The following is a 24,396-nucleotide window of genomic DNA, read 5'->3' on the forward strand; positions in this document are numbered from 1 at the left end:
AAAATCCAAGGGATTCCGTTCCATTGAGATGATTAGAAAGGGAACAGGAACCTGAATGACGCTTCTAACCAGTTGGGCGGTCCGCTGTAAGGAGAAAATGGTGATGAGCGCGAGGAATACAAAGTTCCTGGCAGTCTTGGCCGTATTCGTCATGGCCTTCTCAGTCATCACTGTCATCGCAACATCAGAGCAGAACGATGCTGCCAACACAGAGGAGACGACATCGGATCTGACGATCAACGCCATCGATACCTCAGTCACTCTTACAGGTAATGGTGCATACTACTACGCGGACAATGGGGACACTGTAAGCGCAGGTTCTGACGGAGATTACTCCGTAACTGTCTTCGTCAGGCACGGCGCTTCGGTCACATTCGCATCGAAGAGCACCCATTCCATAACTGTCACTGCGTACGTCGCGGCAACGGCCAGCGACTCCTGGATATCAGGTCAGGTGACCTATTACAAGGATACCAAGCTGGAGTTTGTCGTGGCTGCCGGCGGAGTTTATACACAAACCATCACAGCAAGCAACAATGCCGGAAATACAGATCATTTCAGCATAACCACGATGGATGAGCACACGACGTTGAAGACGCCGTACAAGAAGGACGGCACGACATACACCTTCCTCACCGATGGGTCCAAGACCGCATATTACAACGAGCAGTTGATCGTCTTCCCCGTAGGATCCATGGGAACATACACCGTGAGTTCTCTTACCTACTCCAACGGAACCGCAGGCACGACAGCCGTTGCCACAGCGACCGTCAGAGCAGCAACTGCATCAACCGGAGTCATTACCTTCTCGATTGGAACCGCCGCAACAGGCACGATGGTCATTGGTATAACAGAAGCAGCATCCAGCATGGGTTTCACGATGGACAAAGGTGTTGCAACGATGACTGCCGGCGAATTGAATTACGGATTCATGACAACTAACGTATCCATCAATTTCTATGCGACCAAGGCAGTGCAGGTCGCCAGTAACAGTCCGCTTAACGATGGTAATGTGACGATCTCAAGCACCAGCGCAGGCATCGAAGCTGCTGCGGCTGCACCTTTCATCTACGGCAAGGTGGAGGCGGGCAGATTCTCCAATGCAGGCATCACAGCCACTTTGAACAACGCCACTGCCCACATCACCCTGAACAATCTGAACGGCACCGGGGACGTCATCAACAGCAACAAGGCCTATGTGGAGGAATACACAGGCACCCTCACCATCTCGGAGACGGGAACGGCCATTGTTTCGACGAGTTACACGAGGATCTCTCTGGAATCAGGGACATTCACTGTAGCCAACAATTTCCACGTGTACGAGAACGATTACATTAACATATCGGCGGATTCCAGGCTGGTCATGGGCGAGAACTTCCTGGTCGACAAGGCCACCAGTCTGGGTGCATCATCAGGCAGGATGATCGTTAAAGGAGGATTGGATTCCTCCGCAGCGTCAACGGCTTTGAAATGCTCCGGGACATTCAAGGCGCACAAAGGCATGTGGATGTCCTCCAAGGTCAAGGTCGATGACCAGAACGGCACCGGTACCATAGACTTCACAGAAGCACTGTCCAGGATGGGCATCGGCGGAACCATGATGGGCGGAGCGACCTTCCACCAGACTCAGAGCGTTGACCTCATCAGCGACCTCACGATACGCAACAATTCCGTCGTCACGGTATGGGGCACACTCACCATCCCCGAGGGGATGACGCTGACCATCGATCAGGGATCGACTCTGATCATCGATTCCGATTCCGCCATACTAGACGTCAAGGGGGACATCGAGGTGAAGGACGGAGCCTATCTCCGCGTCTATAACCTCGAATCATCGTCAGTCACAGGTTCTATAGAAGGTTGGCGCGGATCGAACATCATACTCGGAGCAGAGGACACGGTCACCGCGAGCGGACCTCTCAGCATAGCGAACGGGGGGTCCCTGGAATCGCAGGGTAACCTGGACCTCTACGCATACAACAACGTCGGTGTCAGTCTCAAGACCTCGGCCGGATCCAAGGTCGTCATCGAAGGCACCTTCTCCGCCGAATCCAAATCCACCTCAATCGGGGGGAAGCTCATCCTTGACGATGCATACATGGGGCTCAGCTCGGAGCTCGTCCTGGCGACCACAGGTGCAGAGGCCGATGTGAGAGAGGTCACCATCGCCCGCCAGACATCAGCCTCCACAAGCGCAGTACTAACGATAAAGGACGGTGTCAACACGTTCACCGTGGCATCCCACGACGGTTCGACCGACGGAATCGACGACAGGACCGGACTCGAGGGAATCAAGTTAACAGTGGCATCCGGAACGACCTCCAGGGGAATGGATATCTCTGGACACATGGACTATGTCCTGCCAAACGGATCCAACGATTATCCGGTGGTCACCATATCGGGATCCACGCCGATGGTCAAGGAAGACCTCTACCTCGGCGACAAGGTGGTACTGAACGTGGCCGCGAACAAGCTCGCGGTCTCCGGCAACTTATACGTCCTGAGCAGCGATGCCCGCCTATCGGTGACCGGAAAGGTGGCTTCCACCGGACTCATCACCCTGAGGACGAACGTCGACACCCCGACCAACATGATCGGGGCCTACTACAAGCCTGACGACCTCAGCAGCATCTATCACTATTACACCACGCTCGAGAAGGCAATGGATGCCGGAGCCACCGCGATCACCATCTACGGAGCTTACGCGCTGAACTCGAATCTGTATGTGCCTTCGACCGTGGAGCTGAGCAACAGAGGGGACGTGACCATCGGGTCCAGGACCAACACCTCCGCGGTTGTCAAGTTCGCGGACGGGGCCGTCTTCAGAGGGAACGGCGTGACCGTGTACGGTACCCTTGAATTCGAGAACAAGGATGACAACAGGCTTGCTCACGTCAATTGCGATGTGGCAGTGGAAGGGGAAGTCTCCTCGATATACACCAACGTTTACAATGCATTGAACAATGCCAATCCTGGCGACACGGTCACCATCACATCGACCGAGACAGTAACATTCAGGTCCAACGTGACCGTGAAAGAGGGGGTCACGCTAGCAGCACCCTACAAGACGCAGCTGGCTTTAGGTCCGAGAACGGTCATCACCATCGACGGTACGGTCACAGCCTTCAACGGTATCGCCGGAACATTCGACGGATCGTCTCCTTCGGAGCTCGTGGTCAACGGTGTGTTCATGACGGGCGAGAGCGATAATCCCGCAACGATCTATGCGAAGTACAAGGTCGCCGCAATGTACTACTGCGTGTACGACAGAGGGCCATACGTGAACGTAACGCCCCTCAGAACAGCATCGATCGATGTGATGGACGCAGAAGATGCGACGATCTTCGCTTACGGCGCAGTAGACGGAGGCGCCGTCTCCGTCATGGGAAAGTCTGCAGACGAACCTGCTACGATCATCGTCGCCGAAGGCAGCTCGCTGACGGCAGACATCACGGCAGCCAACGCACGGTTGGTTGCTTTGGGAACATTCGATGGAACAATCTCCAACGGCACAAATGTCGCAGAGATCAAGGGCATCAGAGGCTTCACAGCAACATTCGATTCCGGCCTTATCCTGAGCGGATCAGTAACGAAGGGTGCGAAGTCCAAGACTCCTGTAATCACTCTGACGGACGGAACGGTCACCGCAACGGGTCTGACCGTCCCCGAAACAGTGGGATTCGAAGTGAATGCGGGTTCCGCTTTGGCCATTGCTGGGAAGGTATCGATCTACACGATGACGGTCGACGGTACCGTCATCGTCAACAGTGGGAAGAACCCCGCAAGTGAGAACAAATCCACATCAGCAGGTTCGCTGACCGTCGTCAGCGCAACGATCCTCGGATCCCTTGTTGTCCTGCCAGCTGACAACACCAACGGAGAATCCCATGGCGGATCCCTCACGGTCACATCATTGTACATCGGAATGGAGTCCGACGACCTCTCCGCTACAGCTATCGCGTCAGCGAGATCCATCGGATTCGCCGATGATGCCGGCATCATCTATCTCAGGGCAGGCTCCACCATATCCGACGACGCGGTGACCGACATGAAGGCATCCAGATTCTACGTGGACGGGGAGCTCTACATGACGGTGTACGTCCCCGGCGACAGCACCTGCACCGAAGCAGATATAGGCAGACCGACGGTAGAGGATTCCATAGCTGGAAAGTGGATGCTGGACGGGGAGGAGGTAGACACCGTCGACCTCACAATGGGCAAGGACTATGAGCTGAACGTCAACCACAAAATATACTACGTCACCATCGTGACCGATTCCGGGCTGAAGTCCGTCTCCATCGACGGTATCCTGCTGCTGAACACAGGCGGCAACGTCTTCGTCTCCACAAAGATGCTCGAGGCAGGCACATACGAGGTCACCTACACCCTGATGAAGAAGTACGAGGAGACCGCCTCCGGGGTACAGCTCTCGGACCGCCACGGCAACGTCCTGGAGGATCGGAAGTTCGTCCTGTCAGGGACCGACGGCTACGATGACGAGAAGGGATATGCGCTCCGCACATTCCAGCTGTCCGGTACCGAACCCATCTCTCCGGAACCCGTCGAACCGGAGAAGGAGTCCGAACTGACCATAACCAATCTCCTGCTGTCCCTGTTGTTCGTCATCCTTTCGATAATGGCCATCTACCTTGCCCTCAGCCTCGACAGGCGCTGATGAAGCAAACTCTAATGCAGAATAGAAGTGCCGAGTTCCATTCACTCAGGACACGGTCTCACAGATCTGATGAATCCAAGAAAAGGAAAGAGGCCAGGGTGACCCTGGCCGTTGGGAACGGTTACGGCTTCAGTTCATCCGATTCTTTGCGTATCGGAGGAGAGATCCTGTCGCCTCTGCGATAGGCCGCAATGCATATCAGCAGGATGATCAAGAACGCCGGAAGCAGGCAATATCCTGCCCATACAGCATCCTCGCCGAAATCACCCGCCAACAACATCCACGACAGCCAGCTCAGGAGCACCGCGATCAGAAAGACCGTAATCACAATCAACCATTCCTTTATCGACCAGTTTGTCATATTGCCCATAGCAATCCCTTCTGCAGAACAGGTCTGCAATACTGAAGGCGTTCTGCGGATATTTATTCAAGACCTTATCAAGCGGTAACTGAACGTCAGTCAATCGGAACTCTGGTCATAAGGACAAAATGGTAAATTCCGGTCCATCGCAGAGAAGCGTTCCTGATTGCGTTCTCTTGAAGGAGCGAACCTATGCCTATGATCAAAATGACGGGCCCCATTACGATCAGATGGGGGATATCCGAGGTGATGATGCCTGCCAATCTCAGCATCCAGATGGTGACAATGATCAAAAGCAGCGATACTATGACGATGCGATACCGGCGGCTGATCGACTTCCTAATCCTGACTATGGTTCTCCGATCCCTTTCGTCATCATAATCCTCTCCGTTCATAATGGAGGTCAGACTCATATCGCGCCTGTAACACACCAACATAGGCACAAGCGACATCAGGATCGGAATGAACACCGTAACTTGGAACACCAATTGGGCATCGGTGTCCAGTTCCCATATGAGGAATGCAACGGTATATACAGCAAGAACGACCGCACTGTTTATCATCAGCCACAGCGCAACCATATAGAGCGGATCCATCTTAATTTTGACCGCCTCCTCCTTCTTTCAGCGGGACCTAATGAGCGACGTATCCCTTTCGAACGAATACTTCCCATCCGTGTACGTCAGGTTCAGTACCGCATCCTCATAGGTCTGCGACGAAGGTATCGTGAACGACACCTTACCAGCATAGACCAAACCCAGGTTCTTCATGTCCGTCTGAGATGGGGAATACAATTCCTCGCCGACGTTCAGCTCGAAGGAGATCCCGGACCAGTCGATGTACAAAAACTTGTTGTCAGCCAGGAAGATTTGGTATGTGACCTTGTTCCATTCAGGTCCCGTCTCCACCTCATCGGTCCCGTAGTCATACACTATGTCCGGTTTCAGGATGCCGGTGAGGTCAATGACGGCATACGCCACCAGAATCAAGATGATTATGGGGATGATAGCTGTAAGGATGGAATCGCGGTTACGCCTGTACTTGGGAGGTCCGGATCTCAGATATGCGTCGCGGTTCTCGGACGATATGGTCCTGCCGTCGTTCTGATATGTTTCGTCCTCGGAGGCGAATGTTGCTCCGCAGAACGGACATGATGATTCGCCTTCGTCATGCATTCTTCCGCATTTCCAACATATCCTAGCCACTATCTCACCGTTTCGAGTCAGAACAGGCTTCACCGTTTAGGTTCCACTTCTGGACCAGCCACGCATCTAAATCTCTGCAGTATGCACGGGTACTCCGCGTAGCGGGTAATGTGCGCAGAACACTCTGCCGTCGGATCCGCTTTGGATCATGCCTTTGGGCTGTCGGGCCTTTTTCACGGTCGTACCCCTGAGGATCCTATGCCGTCCGGCCAGGAGACACCTGCTGTATACCGGTACACCGTGAGAATCACGAGTATCCCGATGGAGATACCAATGAATCAGTCTCTCCGGACGTCTCGGCAAGGTTACCGGGACCCATGATATTGTCCCGACCGTGTGTGGTGATGGACCTCCCCACAGCGCAGGTCTTGTCGCTGTCACGGAGGCGGGCCCTCGCATAGGACACGATGAACGGCAGGCCACCAGGTAATGAATGGCCCTCTGGTCCGTTCCTGTCATCAGGCATGTCCGGATGTGGTTCGGGATACGATGCAGTTGCGCTTCCGCTATCGTCGGTTAGATCGAAACCGCAGTACGTATGACTGGTGACCTCGATCGGAATGCAGTGCACATCCAATCCTGGCGCGAATGCCGTACCCGGAACGGTCAGCCCGACAGCGTCGTGCATCGTGATTCCTTCTCCATTCATGTCCTTATCCTGCGGATTTCTCGGCAGAGTGTTCCGCAGTGATAGAGAGAATCTGTCAATATTTAACCAAGGCCTTTCCAGGCGGTACGGTACCAAAAGGTAAGAATTCCCTGTCCGTCGAATAGCAGGTCTAAAGATCTACGATAGGTATTGAATGTTACTTTTCAAGTGACCTGTTTTTATCTTTCTTACTAGAAACGAATCCTTCAGACACCTTACAAAATCTGACCATCTGGAAAGGTCTTGATTATATATCCTGCAGCCCCTCGATACATTTGCCTGTCAGCCCGAGAAAGATGCGGACAGCCGGTTACCTAGGCCCACTGAACAGGGCGCTTTCGGCATAGTAGTGACTGTATTTCATTCCGGGTCCGTCGACGACTCTTGTTGCCCGGGCGGACAGGCTGTTCTTCTCCCCTAGCTATCTCATCGAGAATCCATTATAGCACTTCGTCGATTCGTGTTATCCCGGACACGATTTCTCACCCTCATTTCCCCATTGCTGGATGTATTGTCGGACTGACCATTCGGAAAGGTCTCGGTTATATATCGAGAGGACTCATACATTTCACGTCGCGCCCGCTCGGAGGGGATTGATCGAAAGGGAGTTAACATCAGGGGTATCGATTTGGAACTGAAAGTGAACGGTCTGACTGCCATGCTATCGAACAGGACGGTTCTGGAGAACGTTACGTTCAGCGTCCCCGAGTCCAAATGCTTGGGGGTATGCGGACCTAATGGTTCCGGAAAGACCACCCTCCTATTGACGATAGCCGGACTGTATGACAGCCATGGTACAGTGACAGTTGATGGGAAGGACGTCGCCGAGGTAGATCCCTGCGAAGCAGGCATCCATTACGTCGCAGATACCGCGGCAGCGTTCGATATGACCGTCTCCGAGAATCTCGAGATGTTCTACCAGTGTTACAGAGGATATCCCGGCAGGCACAGGATGGACTCCGACATCGAGGACATCCTGGAAGCGGTGAAACTTGTCGGCCGCAAGGATTCCATGCCGGGTACCCTGTCAGACGGGATGAGGAAAGGACTGTCCTACGCCAGGACCATGGTGGGACTTCCCGACCTCGTGATCATGGACGAACCGTTCTCCTGTCTGGATACAGAAGGCCGTATCCATCTGGAGGGGTACGTCAGAGCCCTGAAGTCTCTAGGTACGTCATTCGTAATAAGCTCCAACGACCTAATGAGTCTCCAGAGGGTAAGCGACACCCTGCTGTTCCTCAAGAAAGGCAAGGTTCTGGACATAATCGACAACAGGGAGGGACTCGATCTTACCGAGAGATATCTCGCGCTCATGAGGGGGGCGAGATTCTGATCGGAAGGTTCACGCCGGTCCATCTCTCCTATGTGAAGGAGAGGTTCGACGAGAGGAAGGAGGTCCTGATAGGGCTCTCGATCCTGATGCCGATCATCATCCTGTTGATGATGCATTGGGTGCCGTTCCATCAGCTGTCGCCTCTGCTGTTGGTGACGCCATTGGTGATGTCGCTCCGTTTCCACAGGGCCTTCCCTCTGGGGGACATGACCATGGTGCTGATCCTCAGCAGGGACATGCCGACTGTGTCGGAGAGATCCATGAGGCTCCTCCTGAAGAGGACGCTCATATGCACCGCCATATCGTCGCTAACCATGGCATGCCTGCTCATGGTGGGCGGATGGTCGCTGTCGTTGGAGGCAGGATGCGTGGCGATCCTGATAGCCCTGGTATTCGTATCTAACCTCCTGGTCCTACTGAGGTGGATGGCAATAATCCGCTTCGGAAGGAGGAAAGGAGACGGTGTGACACTCATCTTCATAGCGATGGCGGTAGGATTGTTCCTGTCGGAGGGATCCGTAGACTGGCCGATATTCGTGGCGCTGCTGGTATCGGCGGTGATAATCATGTGGCTCGTGGCCGAGCTCATGCGGGCGGTATGGCTGCCGTCCAAGCAACGCATGTTGGAGGGGATATGATGGACAGGGCGTTAAGCGGCACTGACGTGCTCAGGATGGTGGATGCGTACGAGAACTCCTACCTATTCATGGACTGGATAGCTTCCTTCGAGAAGAGGAAGGAGCAGCTCCTGGATGGGAAGGAGAGGAGTCCGGAGGTGATCAATTCTTGGCTCACCGACAATGTCCCTTCGGACAGGGTGACCAGGATCTATTCGAGGATGCCGGTGAACACCAGCATCACGGTGGACCGCACGGAGGACTCGGTTATGACCCTGAGGATGTATCACGTCTGCGACGATTCCGTCAACAGGGCGCTGTCATCGATCAGGAAATCCTCTCCCGACGTCCTGATCATAGACCTAAGATCCTCAACTGGAGACGATTGCAGGGCCGCGATGAGGATGTCCGCCGCGCTGGCGGGCGGGGAGATCTGCAGACAGAAGTACCGCGGGCACGAGTGCAGCACATCGTCCAAAGGTGCCGAGTTCAGACCATACAAGGTCTTCCTCTTCACCAACAGGGACACGCGCGGATGCGCGGAGATGCTGGCGTCTTGCATATTCGGCAAGATGAAGAACTGTGTCGCCATCGGAGTGGAGCCTCCGGCATGCGGTGTCGGAATGGAGCTCATGGGCGGATTCCATGCAGATCCGAACTATATGTTCCGCTATGCGGCCTACAAGTGGGAGGTCCCCAACGCGGTAGGATCCGGATCCACCATGAAGATCGTCGGCTTCGACTCCGCGAACATAAACGACTATCTGGAATTGGCATACGAGATGCTGCGCTCGGAGGGATGGATGACATGAACAAGAAGAACGACATCCTGCTGAAGACCATCGAGCTCTACCACATCAAGGGGGCGACGGTGTCGCTGGACGATATAGCTACCGAGCTCGGATGCAGCAAGACGCTCATCATCCATTACTACGGTACCAAGAGGAACCTGATGTCCAGCTGCTTCACCCTCATCTGCCACGAGATCAGGCTCAGGCTGCACGAGGTGTCCGGCCCGGAGGTGTGCACGGTGGAGAACATCCGTTCCTATCTGTCCGATCTCTGGAGGGCGTACTTCGGATACCTGATGGAGAACCCGCAGAAGGCACGTTTCTACATCCAGCATGCCCATAGCCACGGCCCGCTTCCTCCAAAGTACAGGACCGTGGAGGAGGTCATCAAGAGGATATTCGAGGACAAGTACGGATGCCTCGCCGACGAACATCCCGAGCTGATGTTCGACATCAAGTACATGGTGGCCATCGCCAACGGCATGGCCGCTCTGGTCTTCGCCGACAGGACGGAGGCATCGGAGGATTTGATGGAACTGTGCATCGACAAGATAATGAACGGCGTGGTGTCCAATAAGGGCGAATCGAACTGAGATAAGGGCCCGCGGAGCACCTGGTGCTCCGCAATCCCCTCTTCTTTCCTCCAGGAGAAATCCACGGCATCGATGACCTCGATGCCCTCGGGAACCCTTCGGACACGAGTCTCTCGCGGAACTGCTCCAGTATGACGGATTTGCCGCATCTGCGGATACCTGTGAGGACCTTGATGAGCTCCGGATTTCTGCGGTATTCCATCATCATATCGAGGTACCTGTGCCTGATAACATAACCGTCTTCCATGGATTACGGAAGGGATTTATTGGATTGCAATCCAATTATAATTGGATGCTCATCCAATCAGTGAGCCTCCAGGCGAAGTGGCTGACAGGAGCATAAGGCGCATAGCGCCGAATGCTCCGTTCTTCTTTGACACCCACTTCATCAAATGTTCGATTCTTTCGTCCTCTTCTCCATCGCTCCATAAACACATTCATATTGGTCCAGCCCCATCCAGGCCCGATAACATGGATAAGGTCGTCGTGTCCATCGGAGGTTCCATCCTCGTGCCCGGAGAGAACGATGCGGATTTCATACGCAGACTTGCGGAGATGCTTAAGGAGGTCTCCAAGGAGGTCCAGATCGCCGTCGTATGCGGCGGGGGCAAGACGGCCAGGTACTACGCAGGCATCGCCAGGGATCTCGGAGGGGACACCTACGCGCAGGACATCCTGGGCATAGCGGCCACGAGGATGAACGCCCAGCTCCTCAGCCTAGCACTCGGCGACATGCCCGATACGGTCACCGGCGACGTGGAGGAGACGGCCAAGGCATCCGTCCCAGGGAAGATCGCGGTGATGGGTGGTACCGTCCCCGGACACACAACCGATGCAGTATCCTCGATGCTGGCCGCCGCTATGAAGGCGGACAGGATCATCAACGGGACATCCGTCGACGCTGTCTACACCGACGACCCCAGGAAGAACCCCGACGCGAAGAAGATCACCAACATGACGATCGATGAGCTGGGGGATATCGTTTACAAGGAGCACGGGGCGTCCAAGTCCAGCGTGTTCGATCCGCTGGGAGTGAAGCTCGCCAAGGAGAACAGGATGGATATCCTGATCATCGACGGAAGGAACCTGGACGAGCTCAGGAACGCCATTCTGGGGAAGGAGATCAACGGGACCTTCGTGGATTCTCACTGATTCGGATAATACAAAGGATCCGTCAATCGGATTCAGGCAGCACATCTCCCAGGCTCTCCCTTATCCTTCTGAACGGATCGTTGAACCTGAACGTCATGGACCTTGTCTTCCCCTGTTTCTCGAGCACGCCCATGTCCGCCAGTGCGTTGAGCCTGTTCCTCACCGATTGGTCCCCGATACCGTCGGCCCAGGACGATGCCTCCTGCATCGTGAACCATTCCTTCCTTTCCTTCGCACGAATGGCCAGCTGCCTGGAGTTCAGGTCCAGTCCTTTCAGCACATCCTTCTCCCCGAATTCTCTCACGGCCTCGCCGTAGGCGGATTGGATGCAGTCGATGAAGAACTCCACCAAGGGTGAATAATCCCCGGTCTTGTCCGTGTACCTCAGAAGGTTGTAGTACACATCTCCGTCACCGAGGAGCTTGTCGTCGATCTTGCAGAGGTTGAAGTTTCTGTACCCAAGTTCCTGCATCAGGATATGGAAGAGCGAGCGCCCCGTCCTCCCGTTCCCTTCCAGGAACGGATGTATGCTCTCGAACTCATGGAAGAACACGACGGCGGTGACGATGCTCTCCAATGGCGAGTCCCTCAGCCATTCCATCAGATCCGATAACTCGGTCATCACATGTACGGAAGGGCATCCGATGAAAACCTCCTGGTCCCCGGCCACCACGTGCACTTCCTCCCCGTCCGTCCTGATCCTCCCTGGCACGCAATCCTCGTCGGTGCCGGTCAACAGGTATCTGTGCACCGCAGACACCGTACCGGTATCCCACGGCAGCCGGAAGAGGCCGGGGACGTAGTATGAATACAGGTGGTTGAGGATCTCCTGCTGGTTGCCGGGGTCGGTTGCCCTGACGATCCCCTCCGATCTCATCATCATGCGCGAGGATTCCTCGACCTCCCTGAGGCTCATCCTGTTCCCTTCGATCTTCGTGGACCAATGGGCATTCACCGCATGTGCCTCCTGAACGAGATCGGTGTAGTCCTTCTCGGCAAGGACGAAGGACCCCAGTGTCCTGTCCATATCGCCGATGTCGCGGATGGCATCCCTGTAGCCTTTGCTGAGCCTGACATCTATTTTGGTGAGGTCCTTCCTCTTGTGCCGTACAGGGACCAGATCCGCATAGAATCTTCTGTATTTATCATAGTTTATTATCATAATAATTTATCATAATTGATATCTATATATAAATAATCTGATGATTTGTTGGTTATTGTGATAAAAATTTATTATAATTAGTGTAAATAAGGCAGTGACTGGGGTGCGAACCATTCTTTTTTCCTTCAGTAGTGGCAGTTTAATACCGTTAGCTATACACTTTGTTGTTTTGTACATCAAAATAAGTCATTCTTTTATAAATTGCTTAAATATGATTGAAAAGTAGATAGAAAATATCGCACACTTTTCAATGAAGATTCAATGGAATATTGCTGTCACACATCACGTTTCTTTTTGACCGAGTACATTCACAAACGATAATCAACTCCGATTACAATCAAGGAAACGACATGCCCCGGACAGTCGTCACATACTATTCGGATACCGACCTCCTTCTTCATCCAGACGTCTACGGCAGGGCATACTCCGTCCTTCCGGAATACCGCAGGGAGAAGGCGGATTCCTTCGTCTTCGCCAAGGACAAGGCGCTGTCCGCAGGCGCATGGCTGCTGCTCCGCAGGGCCCTGGATGGCCTGGGAGAGGATCCCGACAGTGTCCGCATAGGATACCGGAAGAACGGCAAGCCTATAATGGAAGGCTCGGACATCCAATTCAATCTCTCACATTCCGAGCATCGCGTGATGTGCTCTGTATCCGATATCGACCTGGGATGCGACGTCGAGCACATACAACCCATCGATATGGACATCGCCAGGAGGTACTTCTTCGGTTCCGAGTACGGAACGATCTCCTCCGCTGATGACAGGGACGGCATGTTCTATCGTTTCTGGACCCTCAAGGAGAGCTTCATGAAGGCCACCGGCCTGGGATTCGAGCTCCCTCTGGATTCATTCTGCATCCACTTGGGTGAGGATATATCCGTGGACCAAACCGTCGACGGCAACGTCTATCATTTCAAGGAATACGACATGAACGACGGCTACAGATACGCCGTCTGCTCCCTGGCGGAGGACTTCTCTCCGAAGATGGAGTATGTAGACCTCGCTAAATACTCGTAATACCTTAGACCTTCGTGAGCTTCAAGCCGTCACCCTTCGCAATGGTACTTCTGGCCGCGATCCTCGCAGGTCTCCTCAACATGTTCTCCAAGGATCTGCTCAATGCAGGATTGGGTCCGATGGAGATCTGTGCCTGCCGCGAGGGAGTGACCGCCATAGTGTTCGCACTGATCCTTCTGGCCATCGACCGTTCAGCCTTCAAGGTCAGGATACGCGACCTTTGGATATTCGCCCTGTTCGGAGCGTTCAACGTCATCAGCAACGTGTGCGTGTTCACCGCTCAGGAGACGCTGCCTCTGGAAGTGGCGGCGGTGCTAGAGATGACCAGCCCATACTTCATGCTGGTCTTTGCATACTTCCTCTTCGGGGACAAGGTCACCAGAAGGAAGGTCCTCGCCGTTGTGATGGCCTTCGTCGGCTGCGTGTTCATCATCGGATTGGTCAATGGTGTCGACAATATCGACATACTCGGAGTCGCGATAGGGCTGCTCTCAGGAATGACCCTGGCGGCCTTCACCATAGGCGGAAAGGTCATCGGGGAGAGAGGGTATTCGGAGAACAGCGCCATGTTCTATTTCTTCCTGTTCAGCGCGATCCTGGTCGCGCCGTTGGCGGATTTCAACACGATCTGGACCGTGGCTAGTTCCGACTGGATCCTCTTGGCATGCATCATCGTCATGGGAATACTGTGTACACTGGCGCTCAACTATCTGGTCATCTATTCGATCCGCCGTATGGACCCGGCCACAGTCTCCATCGTGATCACCTCGAGCCTGATAGTGTCCACGTTATGCGGAGTATTGGTGTTCGGAGACGAGTTCCATTGGACCGATGTGATCGGTATAATACTCGTCATGGCCGCCATAATCCTATTGGACCCGCCTGAATCTCTTGTGAAGAGATTCAAGGGAAAGAGTTACGATTCATGAGGTATGCGTACTTACCCGAAGAATAGCTAGATTCTAGTTTTTGATGATTCACAATACATAGAAAAAACAATCTAGACTTTATATATCAAAGATTGAATTTTTCTAATATCCGTAATTTTATTACGGGATATAGATACTTTTATATGCCGTAAAAATATTACGGTAATGGGATAATATGCTGAGAAGATTCGCGGTTGAGAACTACAAAAATTTTAAGGGTCGCACGGTGATGGATTTCACAGCCGTGCGCAATTATTCGTTCAATGATCAATGCATAAGCAACGGTCTTCTTAACAAGGTCATACTACTCGGAAAGAACGGTTCCGGGAAGACGAACCTCGGCCTTGCAATCTTCGACATTGTCGTAACGCTGACGGACAACGTGGTATACAACAGGCAAATCGATCCTGGATCCTATTTGAACGGGGATTCCACCAAGAAGTATGCCACATTCGAATACGAATTCCAAGATGGAGACCGTACGATAAGATACATTTATCGCAAGACCGATCCGAGGACGATATCCTATGAGGAACTGGAGGTCAATGGGAAGCTCATATTCCTGCGTGACGGCGACAAGAGCGATTACAAGGGCCTTTCCAAGATCAACGCCGACAATCTCCGTATGGACATGGACAACGGTGCACTCTCGGTCGTCCGTTACATAAATGCGAACACTGTTCAGAACAAAGAATCTCCGATATCATTCATCATGGATTTTGTCTCACATATGCTGTATTTCAAATCCGACATAGAAGGAAACGGATTCATCGGTTATGGCAAGACCGGTGAGTTCATCTATGATTACATAATCAACAACGGGCTCACCGAGGATTTCAAGAGAATGTTGAAGGAATATGCTGAGGTCGAGGCTGATCTGGGTGTGGTGAAGATGCCGGGAACGCCAGGAGTCTTCGTCCAGAAGTTCAGGAACAGACAGCTTACATTCGAGTCAATATCGTCCACAGGAACGAGGGTATTCGCCCTTTTCTATTATTGGTACAAGCATTTCGGAGATGTCAGATTTGTATACATGGATGAATTCGATGCATACTATCATTACGAGATGTCTGAGAGGATAGTGAGGATGGTCTCACAGATGGAAGGTTTCCAGACGGTGTTTACGACTCACAACATATCCCTTCTTAGGAATTCCCTTTTGAGGCCTGACTGCTGCCTGACCATCGATAACGGGCGTATCCGTTCATTCTCCGATTCCACTGGAAGGGAGCTCCGCGAGGGTCACAATCTGGAAAAGATGTACCGCAACGGTGAGTTCGATGACTAAGGATATACTATTCGTCCTTGAAGGGGGGGAGGACGGAGCCCAGATTCCTCAAGGCCCTCATCGCAGTACCCGCGACGATAGGGATTATTCCGTATTCAGTTATGGCACAAGTCTGCACAAGATGCTGGATGGAATGTTCGAAGGCGGTGATATCGACACGGATCTGGATTTCCAGGAATATCTGAAATCCTGTAGAACCGGGAGCGGAGGCGATGTTCTCGACAGAACATTCACGGACATATTCCTCATGTTCGATATGGATCTGCAAGATCAGAATTTCGATAGTAGAAGAGTAAGGAAGGCGCTAGATTATTTCGATGATTCGACCGAGAATGGGAAGATGTACATCAATTACCCGATGTTGAATCATATAAACACATCGCACATCCTGATGATTCGTCATATCTCGACGAAAGAGTTTCTGTGGATGACATCAACCATTACAAGGAAATGGTCGGAAAAGAGGGGGATCCCGCATTGGCAGATGTGGGAAAAAACCTGCCTGATATGTGGAGGCGGATCATAGACTTGAATCTGATGAAGGCCAATCTCTTGGTGAATTAGGACAGAAGTATGCCTACAAGGGATATGTATTCAGAGCTTGGCCAGAAGAACATATTCGACTGTCAGACCGAGGAATTTGTGAAAGAGAATATGTTACACATCCTGAATACATCGGTTTTCAATGCAGTGGATTACAACCCCAGCAGATATCTAGCCTGATCCAGTGCTTCAGTGAAGAGATTCAAGGGCAAGGCCATTAAATCGGAATAAGACATAACATCCATCCAAGGTTTATGCCCCAGGGTGATGGACGGCGTGGCTATGATGTAGTTCAGGATCAGAGACCGTCACAGGCAGCGTCCTTCCTGGTCGAGCGACATGAAGTGATGGACATGTTCAGATTAAGTAAGGTACAGTACGGGATCTACGCAGAGTGCATTCAGAACCCTGATTCCACCAGATACAACATCCCCGCCATCGAGAGGATGCCGGACCATATGGACGTGGATAGACTCGTCAGGGCCGTTGACGCTCTGGTGGAGGCGCATCCCGGACTGAGGACCAGGGTGTTCGCTGATGACAGCGGTCAGCTGGTCCAGGAACTGGACTGCGAGGTGCACGCGATCGTCAAAGACATGTCCGACGAGGAGTTCGATTCTGTCAAGGACGATCTGGTCGTGCCCTTCGACCTTGCGAAAGGCCCTCTGGCCAGATTCGAGATCTACAGGACCCCTTCAGGCAACTACCTCTTCATGGATATCCATCACCTCATCTACGACGGCAGCGCGAACAAGGTCCTGGCAAGGGACCTGGGCGACGCGTACAAGGGCAAGCCCCTCGAGAAAGAGAAATTCACCATGCAGGACGAGGTGGCCTATGAGGACTCCAAGACCGATGGGGAGAAGGCCGAGGCGAAGAAGTTCTACGCCTCGTTCCTGGACGGCATCGAGACCGATTCGCTCCCTCCGAGGGACGTCTATTCCGACACCCCCTCCCAGGGAAGGATCGTGCAGCCCTTCCACATTGACGAGGAGAGGTTCCGTGCACTCCGCAAGGAAGTCGGCACCAACCGTACTGCATTCTTTATCACCGTCATGGGCGTCCTGACGGCCAGGATGGCCGGGAAGGACAACTCGTTCATCACATCGGTCCACAACGGCAGGAGACCTGAGAACGAGGACACCATCAACATGTTCGTGAGGACCATCCCGGTCTACACCGACATCTCCAAGGGATCCATCCGCGACATCATCTCCACGACATATCAGCGCCTGGAGGGCACATACAGGAACGATTCGATGTCCTACATCGAGCTGGCTCAGGAGTTCGGCCTGAACGCCGACATCACCATGGCCTACCAGAAGGATGTCTCGAAGCTCAAGTTCGTGGAGGGCTACGACGGCAACGTCGAGCGCATCTACAATAAGAAATACGTCTCCGGCGCAGCGATGACATTCGAGGTCGTCGACGCCGACTCCAAGACAGGCGACTACGTCATCGACCTGTCCTACCGCGCGGACATGTACACCGAAGGGATGATGAAGGCCCTGCTCCGCGCATACATCAAGCTTGCCCAGGAGCTGCTAGTCAAGGAACGTCTGGACGAGATCGATCTGATGGATGATGAATCCGCCGAGATCATCGACGGGTTCAACCAGACAGATGTCGATCAGGACCTCACCGTCACGCCTTACGATATGATCCGCAAATGGATGAAGGAGACTCCCGACTCCGTAGCATCAGTGTTCAAGGAAGAGCAGATTACCTACGGCCAGATGGATTCCGTCACATCCGCGATAGCCGCCTGCATCCATTCCAAAGGCATCGGAAGGGAGGACTTCGTCTCCATTTTGATCCCCAGAGGACAGCTCATGGTAACCGCTTCCATCGGAGTTCTCAGGGCGGGAGCCGCCTACCAGCCCCTGGACCCGTCCTATCCGAAGGAGAGGCTCAACTTCATGGTCAAGGACTCCGGAGCGAAGCTCCTCATAGCCGACAGGTCCCTGAGGGACATCCTGGATGAGTACAACGGAGACGTCCTGTTCACCGACGAGATCCCATCTCTGAAACCATCGGATGAGGAATACGAGCACAAACCCCAGGATCCGTTCACCATACTCTACACCTCGGGTACAACCGGAACACCCAAAGGATGCATCCTGGAGAACAGGAACCTCACATCCTTCCTTAACCATCACCAGAGGCATTTCCAGATAGATGAGAACAGCCGTGCGATCACATACGCCAGCTACGGTTTCGACGCATCGATGATGGACATCTTCACCACGCTCTGCTTTGATGCACACCTCTACATCATACCAGAGGAGATGCGCCTGGACATCATGGCGATGGACCGTTATTTCACGGAGAATCAGATCACGCATGCTTTCATGACCACACAGGTGGGAAGGCAGTTCGTAACCATGACGGAATGCAAGACGCTGAAGCACTTCTCCCTCGGAGGGGAGAAGCTGGTCCCCGTCAACCCGCCGGAGTGGCTGGACTTCGTGAACCTCTACGGTCCCACAGAGACCACTGTATACGTCACATACCAGCAGGTCAAGGACGACAATCCGCTGTGCCCCATCGGAAGGCCCAACGACAACATCAAGGCGTACATCATGGACAAGAACGGACGCCAGCTTCCAGTTGGAATCCCCGGTGAGCTGGTCGTCGCCGGACCGCAGGTCACTAGAGGATATCTTAACAGGCCCGACAAGACCTCCGAGGTCTTCATAGTCAATCCGTTCTGCAGCGAGCAGAAGTACCGCCGCGCATACCGCACCGGGGACATCGTCAGATGGCTGCCGGACGGAGCTATCGAGTACATCGGCAGGAACGACGGACAGGTCAAGGTAAGGGGATTCAGGATCGAACTGACCGAAGTGGAGAAGGTCATCCGCGAGTTCCCCGGAATCAAGGATGCGACGGTGGCAGCATTCGATGCACCTTCCGGTGGAAAGTTCATCGCAGCATACGTCGTATCAGATTCCAAGATCGACGTGAACGAGCTCAACTCGTTCATCGCCGAGAGGAAGCCGCCGTACATGGTACCGGCGGTCACCATGCAGATCGATGCTATCCCGCTAAACGTCAACAGCAAGGTGGACAAGCGCAAGCTTCCGAAACCGGAGATCCAGGCCGAGGACCTGACTCCGCCCGAGAATGATGTCCAGCAGAAGATATTCGACATCGTCAAAGGAGTGATCGGCACAGACGCATTCGGAGTGGACACGGACCTGTACGCAGCAGGACTGACTTCAATCACCACCATCCAACTGAACGTCCTCCTGTTCAAGGAGTTCGGTGTGGACATGCAGATCAAGGGCCTGAAGGAGAACTCCACCGTAAGGAAGCTGGAGAAGCTCATCGGATCCAGGTCGCCCTCGAAGACCTATGAGCAGAAGGACAGCTATGCACTGTCCAAGACGCAGGAGGGAATATTCGCCGAGTGCATCGCCAACCCCGGCAGCACCGTTTACAACATCCCTCTCCTGTTCAAGATCTCCAAGGATCTGGATGTCGAGAAGCTGAGGGAATCTTTGGTCAAGGCGGTGAACGCCCACAGCTTCATCCGCACCAGGATCTTCCTGGACTCCTCAGGCGATGTCCAGCAGAGTAGGGAGGACAAGGAGGACTACGGTGTAGCGGATATCCCTGTCGAGAAAGTCGATGACCTGGAGAAGGCCAAATCCAATCTGTGCAAGCCGTACAATATCATCGGCGACAGGCTGTTCAGGCTCAGGATTCTGGAGACGCAGTCGGAGAGGTACCTGTACATCGACATGCATCACATCATCTCCGACGGAACGTCGATGAACAACTTCCTGGACTCCGTGTCCCGCGCATACGCCGGAGAGGAGCTGGAGAAGGAGAAGTTCAGCGGATTCGAGGTAGTGATGTCCGAGAACGAGGCACGCACGCCCGAGGCGCTGGACAAGGCCAAGACATATTACGATAACCTCCTGGGAGGATGCGAGACCGACATCCTTCCCAGGACAGACCTCTACAGCAAGGACAAGGGATTGGGTTCCGTCGTCACCGACGGAGCGTCTACTGATGAGATTCAGAAGTACTGCAGCGAGAAGGGAGTCACCGTCAACGGAATGATGTGCTCCGTGTTCGGATTCGTGCTCTCCAAGTTCTGCGGAACCGAGGATCCCGTCTTCGCCACGGTATACAACGGAAGGGACGATTCACGTACCGCGGAGACCGTTGCCATGATGGTGAAGACCATGCCTGTGGTCTGCCATGTCAAGGGCAAGACCCAGGATTATGTCCGCGGCATCTCCCAGCAGCTCATGGACAGCATGTCGAACAGCGTGATGTCCTTCGCCGAGATCAACAAGGAGTTCGGTGTGAAATCCGATATGCTGTTCGTCTACCAGGGAGCGATGTTCGGATTCGAGACCATCTGCGGAGCACCCGCGGAGCAGATCCGCCTCTCGTCGGACCTGGTGAAGAGCCCGATCACATTCATGCTCTCCGAGGTCAAAGGCAAGCTGCACTACGAGTGCGAGTACGATAAGGCACTCTACAGCCACGGATTCGTCGAGAGTCTGGTGGACGCATTCGACACCGCTGTGGAAGGATTCCTGAAGAGGGACGAGCTGGCCGATGTCACCGTTCTGAGCGACAGGGCAGCAAAGGTCCTCGAGGGATTCGACCAGACCGGAGCGGAGCAGGATCTGGAAGTGCCCCCGTACATGATGATCGAGAAGTGGATGAAGGAGACTCCGGATTCCATCGCGGTCGCATACAAGGACGTCAGGATGACCTACAAGCAGCTCGATGAGATCTCGAGGAAGATCTGCGTCCTGCTGGAGTCCAAGGGCATAGGCAAGGAGGACTTCGTATCCGTCCTGGTCCCGAGGAGCGAGTGGATCGCACTCGCGACGGTAGGAATCATCAGGTCCGGAGCGGCATACCAGCCTCTGGACCCCTCCTATCCGAAGGAGAGGCTCAACTTCATGGTCAAGGATTCCGGTGCCAAGCTGGTCATCGTCGACCGCAAGCTCAGGGAAATCATCGACGAGTATCAGGGCGACGTCCTGTTCACGGACGAGATAGCCGACCTTCCGGACGGAACCCCTAAGGGAACCGTCTGCGGTCCGCTGGACGCCTTCACCATACTCTACACCTCTGGTACCACCGGAACCCCCAAGGGATGCATCCTGGAGAACGGCAACGTGAAGTCCATCATCAACCACTACACCAGGAACCTGGAGGGCAGCAACAAGATGCGCACGGCATCCTACGCCAGCTACGGTTTCGATGCGAACATGATGGACATCTTCACCTCGCTGTGCAACGGTGGGGAGCTGCATATAATCCCTGAGGACATGCGCCTCGACCTGCCCGAGGTGGACCGCTACTTCGTAGACAACGGCATCACCCACGGATTCATGACCACCCAGGTGGGAAGGCAGTTCGTCACCATGACCAAATGCAAGACGCTGAAGCATTTCCTGGTCGGCGGAGAGAAACTTGTCCCCGTGAACCCCGTCCCGTGGGTGGATTTCGTCAACATCTACGGTCCTACGGAGACATCGGTCTACGTTACAAGCCACCGCGTCAAGGACGACAATCCGCTGTGCCCGATCGGAAGGCCCACGGACAACACCAAGGCCTACGTCGTGGACCGCAACGGACATCTCCTTCCCGTAGGCGCCCTCGGAGAGCTTTATGTGGCCGGACCGCAGGTGTCCAGAGGATACCTGAACAGGCCGGACAAGACCTCCGAGGTCTTCATCAAGAACCCGTTCACCAACGATCCGTACTACTCGCGTGCATACCGCACCGGGGACATCGTCAGATGGCTCACCGACGGTACGATCGAGTGCATCGGAAGGAACGACGGCCAGGTCAAGGTCAGAGGCTTCAGGGTCGAACTTACAGAAGTGGAGAAGGTCATCCGCGAGTTCCCCGGAATCAGGGATGCCACGGTAGCTGCCTTCGATTCTCCGGCCGGCGGAAAGTACATCGCGGCCTATGTCGTATCAGACAGCAAGGTCGATGTGGAAGCTCTCAACAGGTTCATCGGGGAGAGGAAGCCGCCTTACATGGTGCCTGCCGCCACGATGCAGCTGGACAGGATACCGCTGAACGTCAACAGCAAGGTGGACAAGCGCAAGCTGCCCGAACCCACACTTGATTCATCCAGGATGGAGGGCAGGATGCCCAAGAGCGAGGCGGAGAAGAAGCTGTGCGAGATCTTCGCCACCGTCCTAGGGCTGGAGAAGGTGTATGCGGACGACGACTTCTTCGCGATCGGAGGAACATCGATCTCCGCATCCAAGCTCGTGCTGAACTGCATGAATGCAGGCTTCCCGCTGGTCTACAAGAACATATTCGACAACCCCACGCCCGAGCAGCTGGCCAGGTTCATCACCAAGCAGGAGCCCGCAGCCGGAGGCGAGGAACCGAAGGAAGAGGTCGTCGCAGACGAAGGGCCTCTGTCAGCCAACGTCGCTGACAGGCTGGACGAGATCAGCTCTCACAGCCCCAAGAAGATCATGCTCACCGGATGCACCGGATACCTCGGATCGCACGTGCTCTACGAGCTGCTCAGGAGGAACGTCAAGGAGGTGTTCTGTCTTGTGAGGAGCGGAAAGGGACAGACATCCGAGGAGAGGCTCAAGTCGATGTTCATGTACTACTTCGGAGGAATGTTCAACGAGAGCGTCCTCGAGAAGGTCAAGGTCCTGGATTGCGACATCACCGACAAGGACCTCTACGACAAGGTGAAGGACCTGGACTTCGACACGATCATCAACTGCGCCGCGATAGTGAAGCACTTCGCAGCTGACGACTCCATAGACAGGGTCAACGTTGGAGGTGTCGTGAACCTGATAGACGTCGCCAAGAGGAAGAACGCGATGCTCGTCCAGATCTCAACCGAGAGCGTTGCCGGTGAATCCGTCAACGGCAGCGTCCCCATCGACAAGAAGATGAAGGAGAACGAGCTGTTCTTCGGGCAGAACCTGGAGAACAAGTACGCCCACTCCAAGTTCATGGCGGAGAAGGCGATGATCGACGCCATACCCTCCGGCCTCAGGGCGAAGATCATCCGTGTCGGAAACCTGATGAGCCGTGACAGCGACGGTGAATTCCAGATCAACTTCGACACCAACGCCTTCATGAAGCAGATGAGGTCCTATGTCAAGCTCGGATTCTTCTCCGTCACCGATATGGACATCGAGGTGGAGTTCTCACCCATAGACATGGTTGCCAAGGCCGTGGTCATCCTCGCAGGGACCCCCGACCAGTTCACCGTGTTCCATGTGAACAACTGCCATAAGGTCCACATGGCCAACGTGCTGAAGGTCATGAGGGACAACGACATGCCCGTGGAGGTCGTTTCCAAGAAGGTCTTCGACCAGAGGTTCATGGAAGCGCTGAAGGACGAGTCCAAGGGAGAGTACGTCTCCGGACTGATCAGCTATCTCGGAAACGCCGGTGAATCCAGGAGGTTCATCGCTGCCGACGAGATATACTCCATCAAGGCCCTTTACAGACTGGGCTTCTCCTGGCCGATCATCTCCGAGCAGTACATCGACAGAGCGTTCAAGGCATTGAAATCCATGAGGTTCTTCAAATGATGAAAGGGATCCCCGATATCAGGAAGGGCGGCAAGCCGCTCGCGGCGGTCGCCGTGATAATATTGATCGCCATGTCTGTTCTGCTGTTCGTATTCCCGGACGATGACGGCAAGATCCGCACGGATCTTGTCGTAGGCGATTTCTACGTATTCAAGAATGAAGCCCTTGGCTCAGAGATCAGATTCGAGATAGCTGACATGGACGGTGACATCCTGACGGTTAACATGACCACTGCTGGGGAGCAGGAGATCACGTACACTAGCGGAAAGGATGAGTTCCTTTCGAAGATCCTGTTCAACTCCGAGGAGCTGAAAAGCAAATGCGAAGTAAGTGGTATCTCTCTCATCAAGACCTTTCACGGAACGGTGCTGTGTGACATCTACAAAAACCAGCTGAGCTACTACTATGTGGACGAGTATGGGGTGATATATCATTCGATTATTGGCGGGATGTCCTTGCATCTGATCAATTCTTCCCTGTTCATCGGATACGATACTGAAGGAGGGTCGTGATC

The 24,396-nt window shown here is 54.0% G+C and carries 17 protein-coding genes; 12 read left to right on the forward strand and 5 right to left on the reverse strand.

Annotated elements, in window-relative coordinates:
• The first annotated feature begins 103 nt into the window (after positions 1-103).
• Complete coding sequence (locus tag PED39_04710) at positions 104-4,675, forward strand: hypothetical protein (GenBank protein WII06893.1); 4,572 nt, start codon at positions 104-106, stop codon at positions 4,673-4,675.
• Between the two features lie 263 nt (positions 4,676-4,938).
• On the opposite strand, the gene PED39_04715 is transcribed toward PED39_04710, so the two are convergent.
• From PED39_04715 to PED39_04730, 4 genes are all read right to left on the reverse strand, one after another.
• Positions 4,939-5,139: a hypothetical protein gene (locus PED39_04715; GenBank protein ID WII06894.1), complete on the reverse strand. Its 201-nt coding sequence runs from the start codon at positions 5,137-5,139 to the stop codon at positions 4,939-4,941.
• Complete coding sequence (locus PED39_04720; GenBank protein ID WII06895.1) at positions 5,132-5,632, reverse strand: hypothetical protein; 501 nt, start codon at positions 5,630-5,632, stop codon at positions 5,132-5,134. Before PED39_04720 ends, PED39_04715 begins: the two co-directional genes overlap by 8 nt.
• A gap of 27 nt (positions 5,633-5,659) precedes the next feature.
• Positions 5,660-6,241 carry a zinc ribbon domain-containing protein gene (locus PED39_04725; protein ID WII06896.1) on the reverse strand — a complete coding sequence of 194 codons (582 nt, stop codon included), beginning with the start codon at positions 6,239-6,241 and terminating at the stop codon, positions 5,660-5,662.
• Positions 6,242-6,488: 247 nt separating this feature from the next.
• Positions 6,489-6,890 carry a hypothetical protein gene (locus PED39_04730; GenBank protein WII06897.1) on the reverse strand — a complete coding sequence of 134 codons (402 nt, stop codon included), beginning with the start codon at positions 6,888-6,890 and terminating at the stop codon, positions 6,489-6,491.
• A gap of 628 nt (positions 6,891-7,518) precedes the next feature.
• On the opposite strand from PED39_04730, the gene PED39_04735 reads away from it, so the two are divergent.
• The 5 genes from PED39_04735 (at position 7,519) to pyrH (ending at position 11,379) form a co-directional block, all read left to right on the forward strand.
• Positions 7,519-8,226 (forward strand): ABC transporter ATP-binding protein, encoded by a 708-nt coding sequence (locus PED39_04735; protein ID WII06898.1) that lies wholly within the window; start codon positions 7,519-7,521, stop codon positions 8,224-8,226.
• Between the two features lie 32 nt (positions 8,227-8,258).
• Positions 8,259-8,864, forward strand: coding sequence for a hypothetical protein (locus PED39_04740; protein ID WII06899.1), 606 nt, complete (start codon positions 8,259-8,261; stop codon positions 8,862-8,864).
• Positions 8,861-9,655 (forward strand): S41 family peptidase, encoded by a 795-nt coding sequence (locus PED39_04745; GenBank protein WII06900.1) that lies wholly within the window; start codon positions 8,861-8,863, stop codon positions 9,653-9,655. Before PED39_04740 ends, PED39_04745 begins: the two co-directional genes overlap by 4 nt.
• Positions 9,643-10,227, forward strand: a complete 585-nt coding sequence (locus PED39_04750; protein ID WII06901.1) for a TetR/AcrR family transcriptional regulator — start codon at positions 9,643-9,645, stop codon at positions 10,225-10,227. The genes PED39_04745 and PED39_04750 overlap by 13 nt, the downstream gene beginning before the upstream one ends.
• Before the next feature lie 471 nt (positions 10,228-10,698).
• Entirely contained in the window at positions 10,699-11,379 is a 681-nt protein-coding gene (pyrH, locus tag PED39_04755) for a UMP kinase (GenBank protein WII06902.1), read from the forward strand.
• A 22-nt stretch (positions 11,380-11,401) separates the two neighbouring features.
• On the opposite strand, the gene PED39_04760 is transcribed toward pyrH, so the two are convergent.
• A complete protein-coding gene (locus tag PED39_04760; protein ID WII06903.1) occupies positions 11,402-12,541 on the reverse strand; it encodes a Fic family protein in 1,140 nt (379 codons plus the stop codon).
• A gap of 350 nt (positions 12,542-12,891) precedes the next feature.
• On the opposite strand from PED39_04760, the gene PED39_04765 reads away from it, so the two are divergent.
• The 6 genes from PED39_04765 (at position 12,892) to PED39_04790 (ending at position 24,394) form a co-directional block, all read left to right on the forward strand.
• On the forward strand, positions 12,892-13,560 hold the full coding sequence (locus PED39_04765; protein WII06904.1) for a 4'-phosphopantetheinyl transferase superfamily protein: 669 nt from the start codon (positions 12,892-12,894) through the stop codon (positions 13,558-13,560).
• A 14-nt stretch (positions 13,561-13,574) separates the two neighbouring features.
• Entirely contained in the window at positions 13,575-14,489 is a 915-nt protein-coding gene (locus PED39_04770; GenBank protein WII06905.1) for a DMT family transporter, read from the forward strand.
• Positions 14,490-14,718: 229 nt separating this feature from the next.
• Positions 14,719-15,777, forward strand: coding sequence for an ATP-binding protein (locus PED39_04775; GenBank protein WII06906.1), 1,059 nt, complete (start codon positions 14,719-14,721; stop codon positions 15,775-15,777).
• Positions 15,770-16,303, forward strand: a complete 534-nt coding sequence (locus tag PED39_04780) for a hypothetical protein (protein ID WII06907.1) — start codon at positions 15,770-15,772, stop codon at positions 16,301-16,303. Before PED39_04775 ends, PED39_04780 begins: the two co-directional genes overlap by 8 nt.
• Positions 16,304-16,673: 370 nt before the next feature.
• The gene (locus tag PED39_04785; GenBank protein ID WII06908.1) at positions 16,674-23,882 is read left to right on the forward strand and encodes an amino acid adenylation domain-containing protein; all 7,209 of its coding nucleotides are present in this window, start codon (positions 16,674-16,676) and stop codon (positions 23,880-23,882) included.
• The gene (locus PED39_04790) at positions 23,879-24,394 is read left to right on the forward strand and encodes a hypothetical protein (protein WII06909.1); all 516 of its coding nucleotides are present in this window, start codon (positions 23,879-23,881) and stop codon (positions 24,392-24,394) included. The genes PED39_04785 and PED39_04790 overlap by 4 nt, the downstream gene beginning before the upstream one ends.
• The last annotated feature ends 2 nt before the right edge of the window (positions 24,395-24,396 follow it).

This window comes from Methanomassiliicoccales archaeon LGM-RCC1 (assembly GCA_030168575.1).
In the GTDB taxonomy this organism is placed as follows: domain Archaea; phylum Thermoplasmatota; class Thermoplasmata; order Methanomassiliicoccales; family Methanomethylophilaceae; genus Methanoprimaticola.

Excerpts from the sequence above, each read along its gene's own strand:
- PED39_04710 (WII06893.1), top strand. The coding sequence starts at position 104 with ATGAGCGCGAGGAATACAAAGTTCCTGGCAGTCTTGGCCGTATTCGTC.
- PED39_04720 (WII06895.1), bottom strand. The coding sequence starts at position 5,632 with ATGGATCCGCTCTATATGGTTGCGCTGTGGCTGATGATAAACAGTGCG.
- PED39_04730 (WII06897.1), bottom strand. The coding sequence starts at position 6,890 with ATGAATGGAGAAGGAATCACGATGCACGACGCTGTCGGGCTGACCGTT.
- PED39_04745 (WII06900.1), top strand. The coding sequence starts at position 8,861 with ATGATGGACAGGGCGTTAAGCGGCACTGACGTGCTCAGGATGGTGGAT.
- PED39_04750 (WII06901.1), top strand. The coding sequence starts at position 9,643 with ATGGATGACATGAACAAGAAGAACGACATCCTGCTGAAGACCATCGAG.
- pyrH (WII06902.1), top strand. The coding sequence starts at position 10,699 with ATGGATAAGGTCGTCGTGTCCATCGGAGGTTCCATCCTCGTGCCCGGA.
- PED39_04760 (WII06903.1), bottom strand. The coding sequence starts at position 12,541 with ATGATAATAAACTATGATAAATACAGAAGATTCTATGCGGATCTGGTC.
- PED39_04765 (WII06904.1), top strand. The coding sequence starts at position 12,892 with ATGCCCCGGACAGTCGTCACATACTATTCGGATACCGACCTCCTTCTT.
- PED39_04775 (WII06906.1), top strand. The coding sequence starts at position 14,719 with ATGGATTTCACAGCCGTGCGCAATTATTCGTTCAATGATCAATGCATA.
- PED39_04780 (WII06907.1), top strand. The coding sequence starts at position 15,770 with ATGACTAAGGATATACTATTCGTCCTTGAAGGGGGGGAGGACGGAGCC.
- PED39_04785 (WII06908.1), top strand. The coding sequence starts at position 16,674 with ATGTTCAGATTAAGTAAGGTACAGTACGGGATCTACGCAGAGTGCATT.
- PED39_04790 (WII06909.1), top strand. The coding sequence starts at position 23,879 with ATGATGAAAGGGATCCCCGATATCAGGAAGGGCGGCAAGCCGCTCGCG.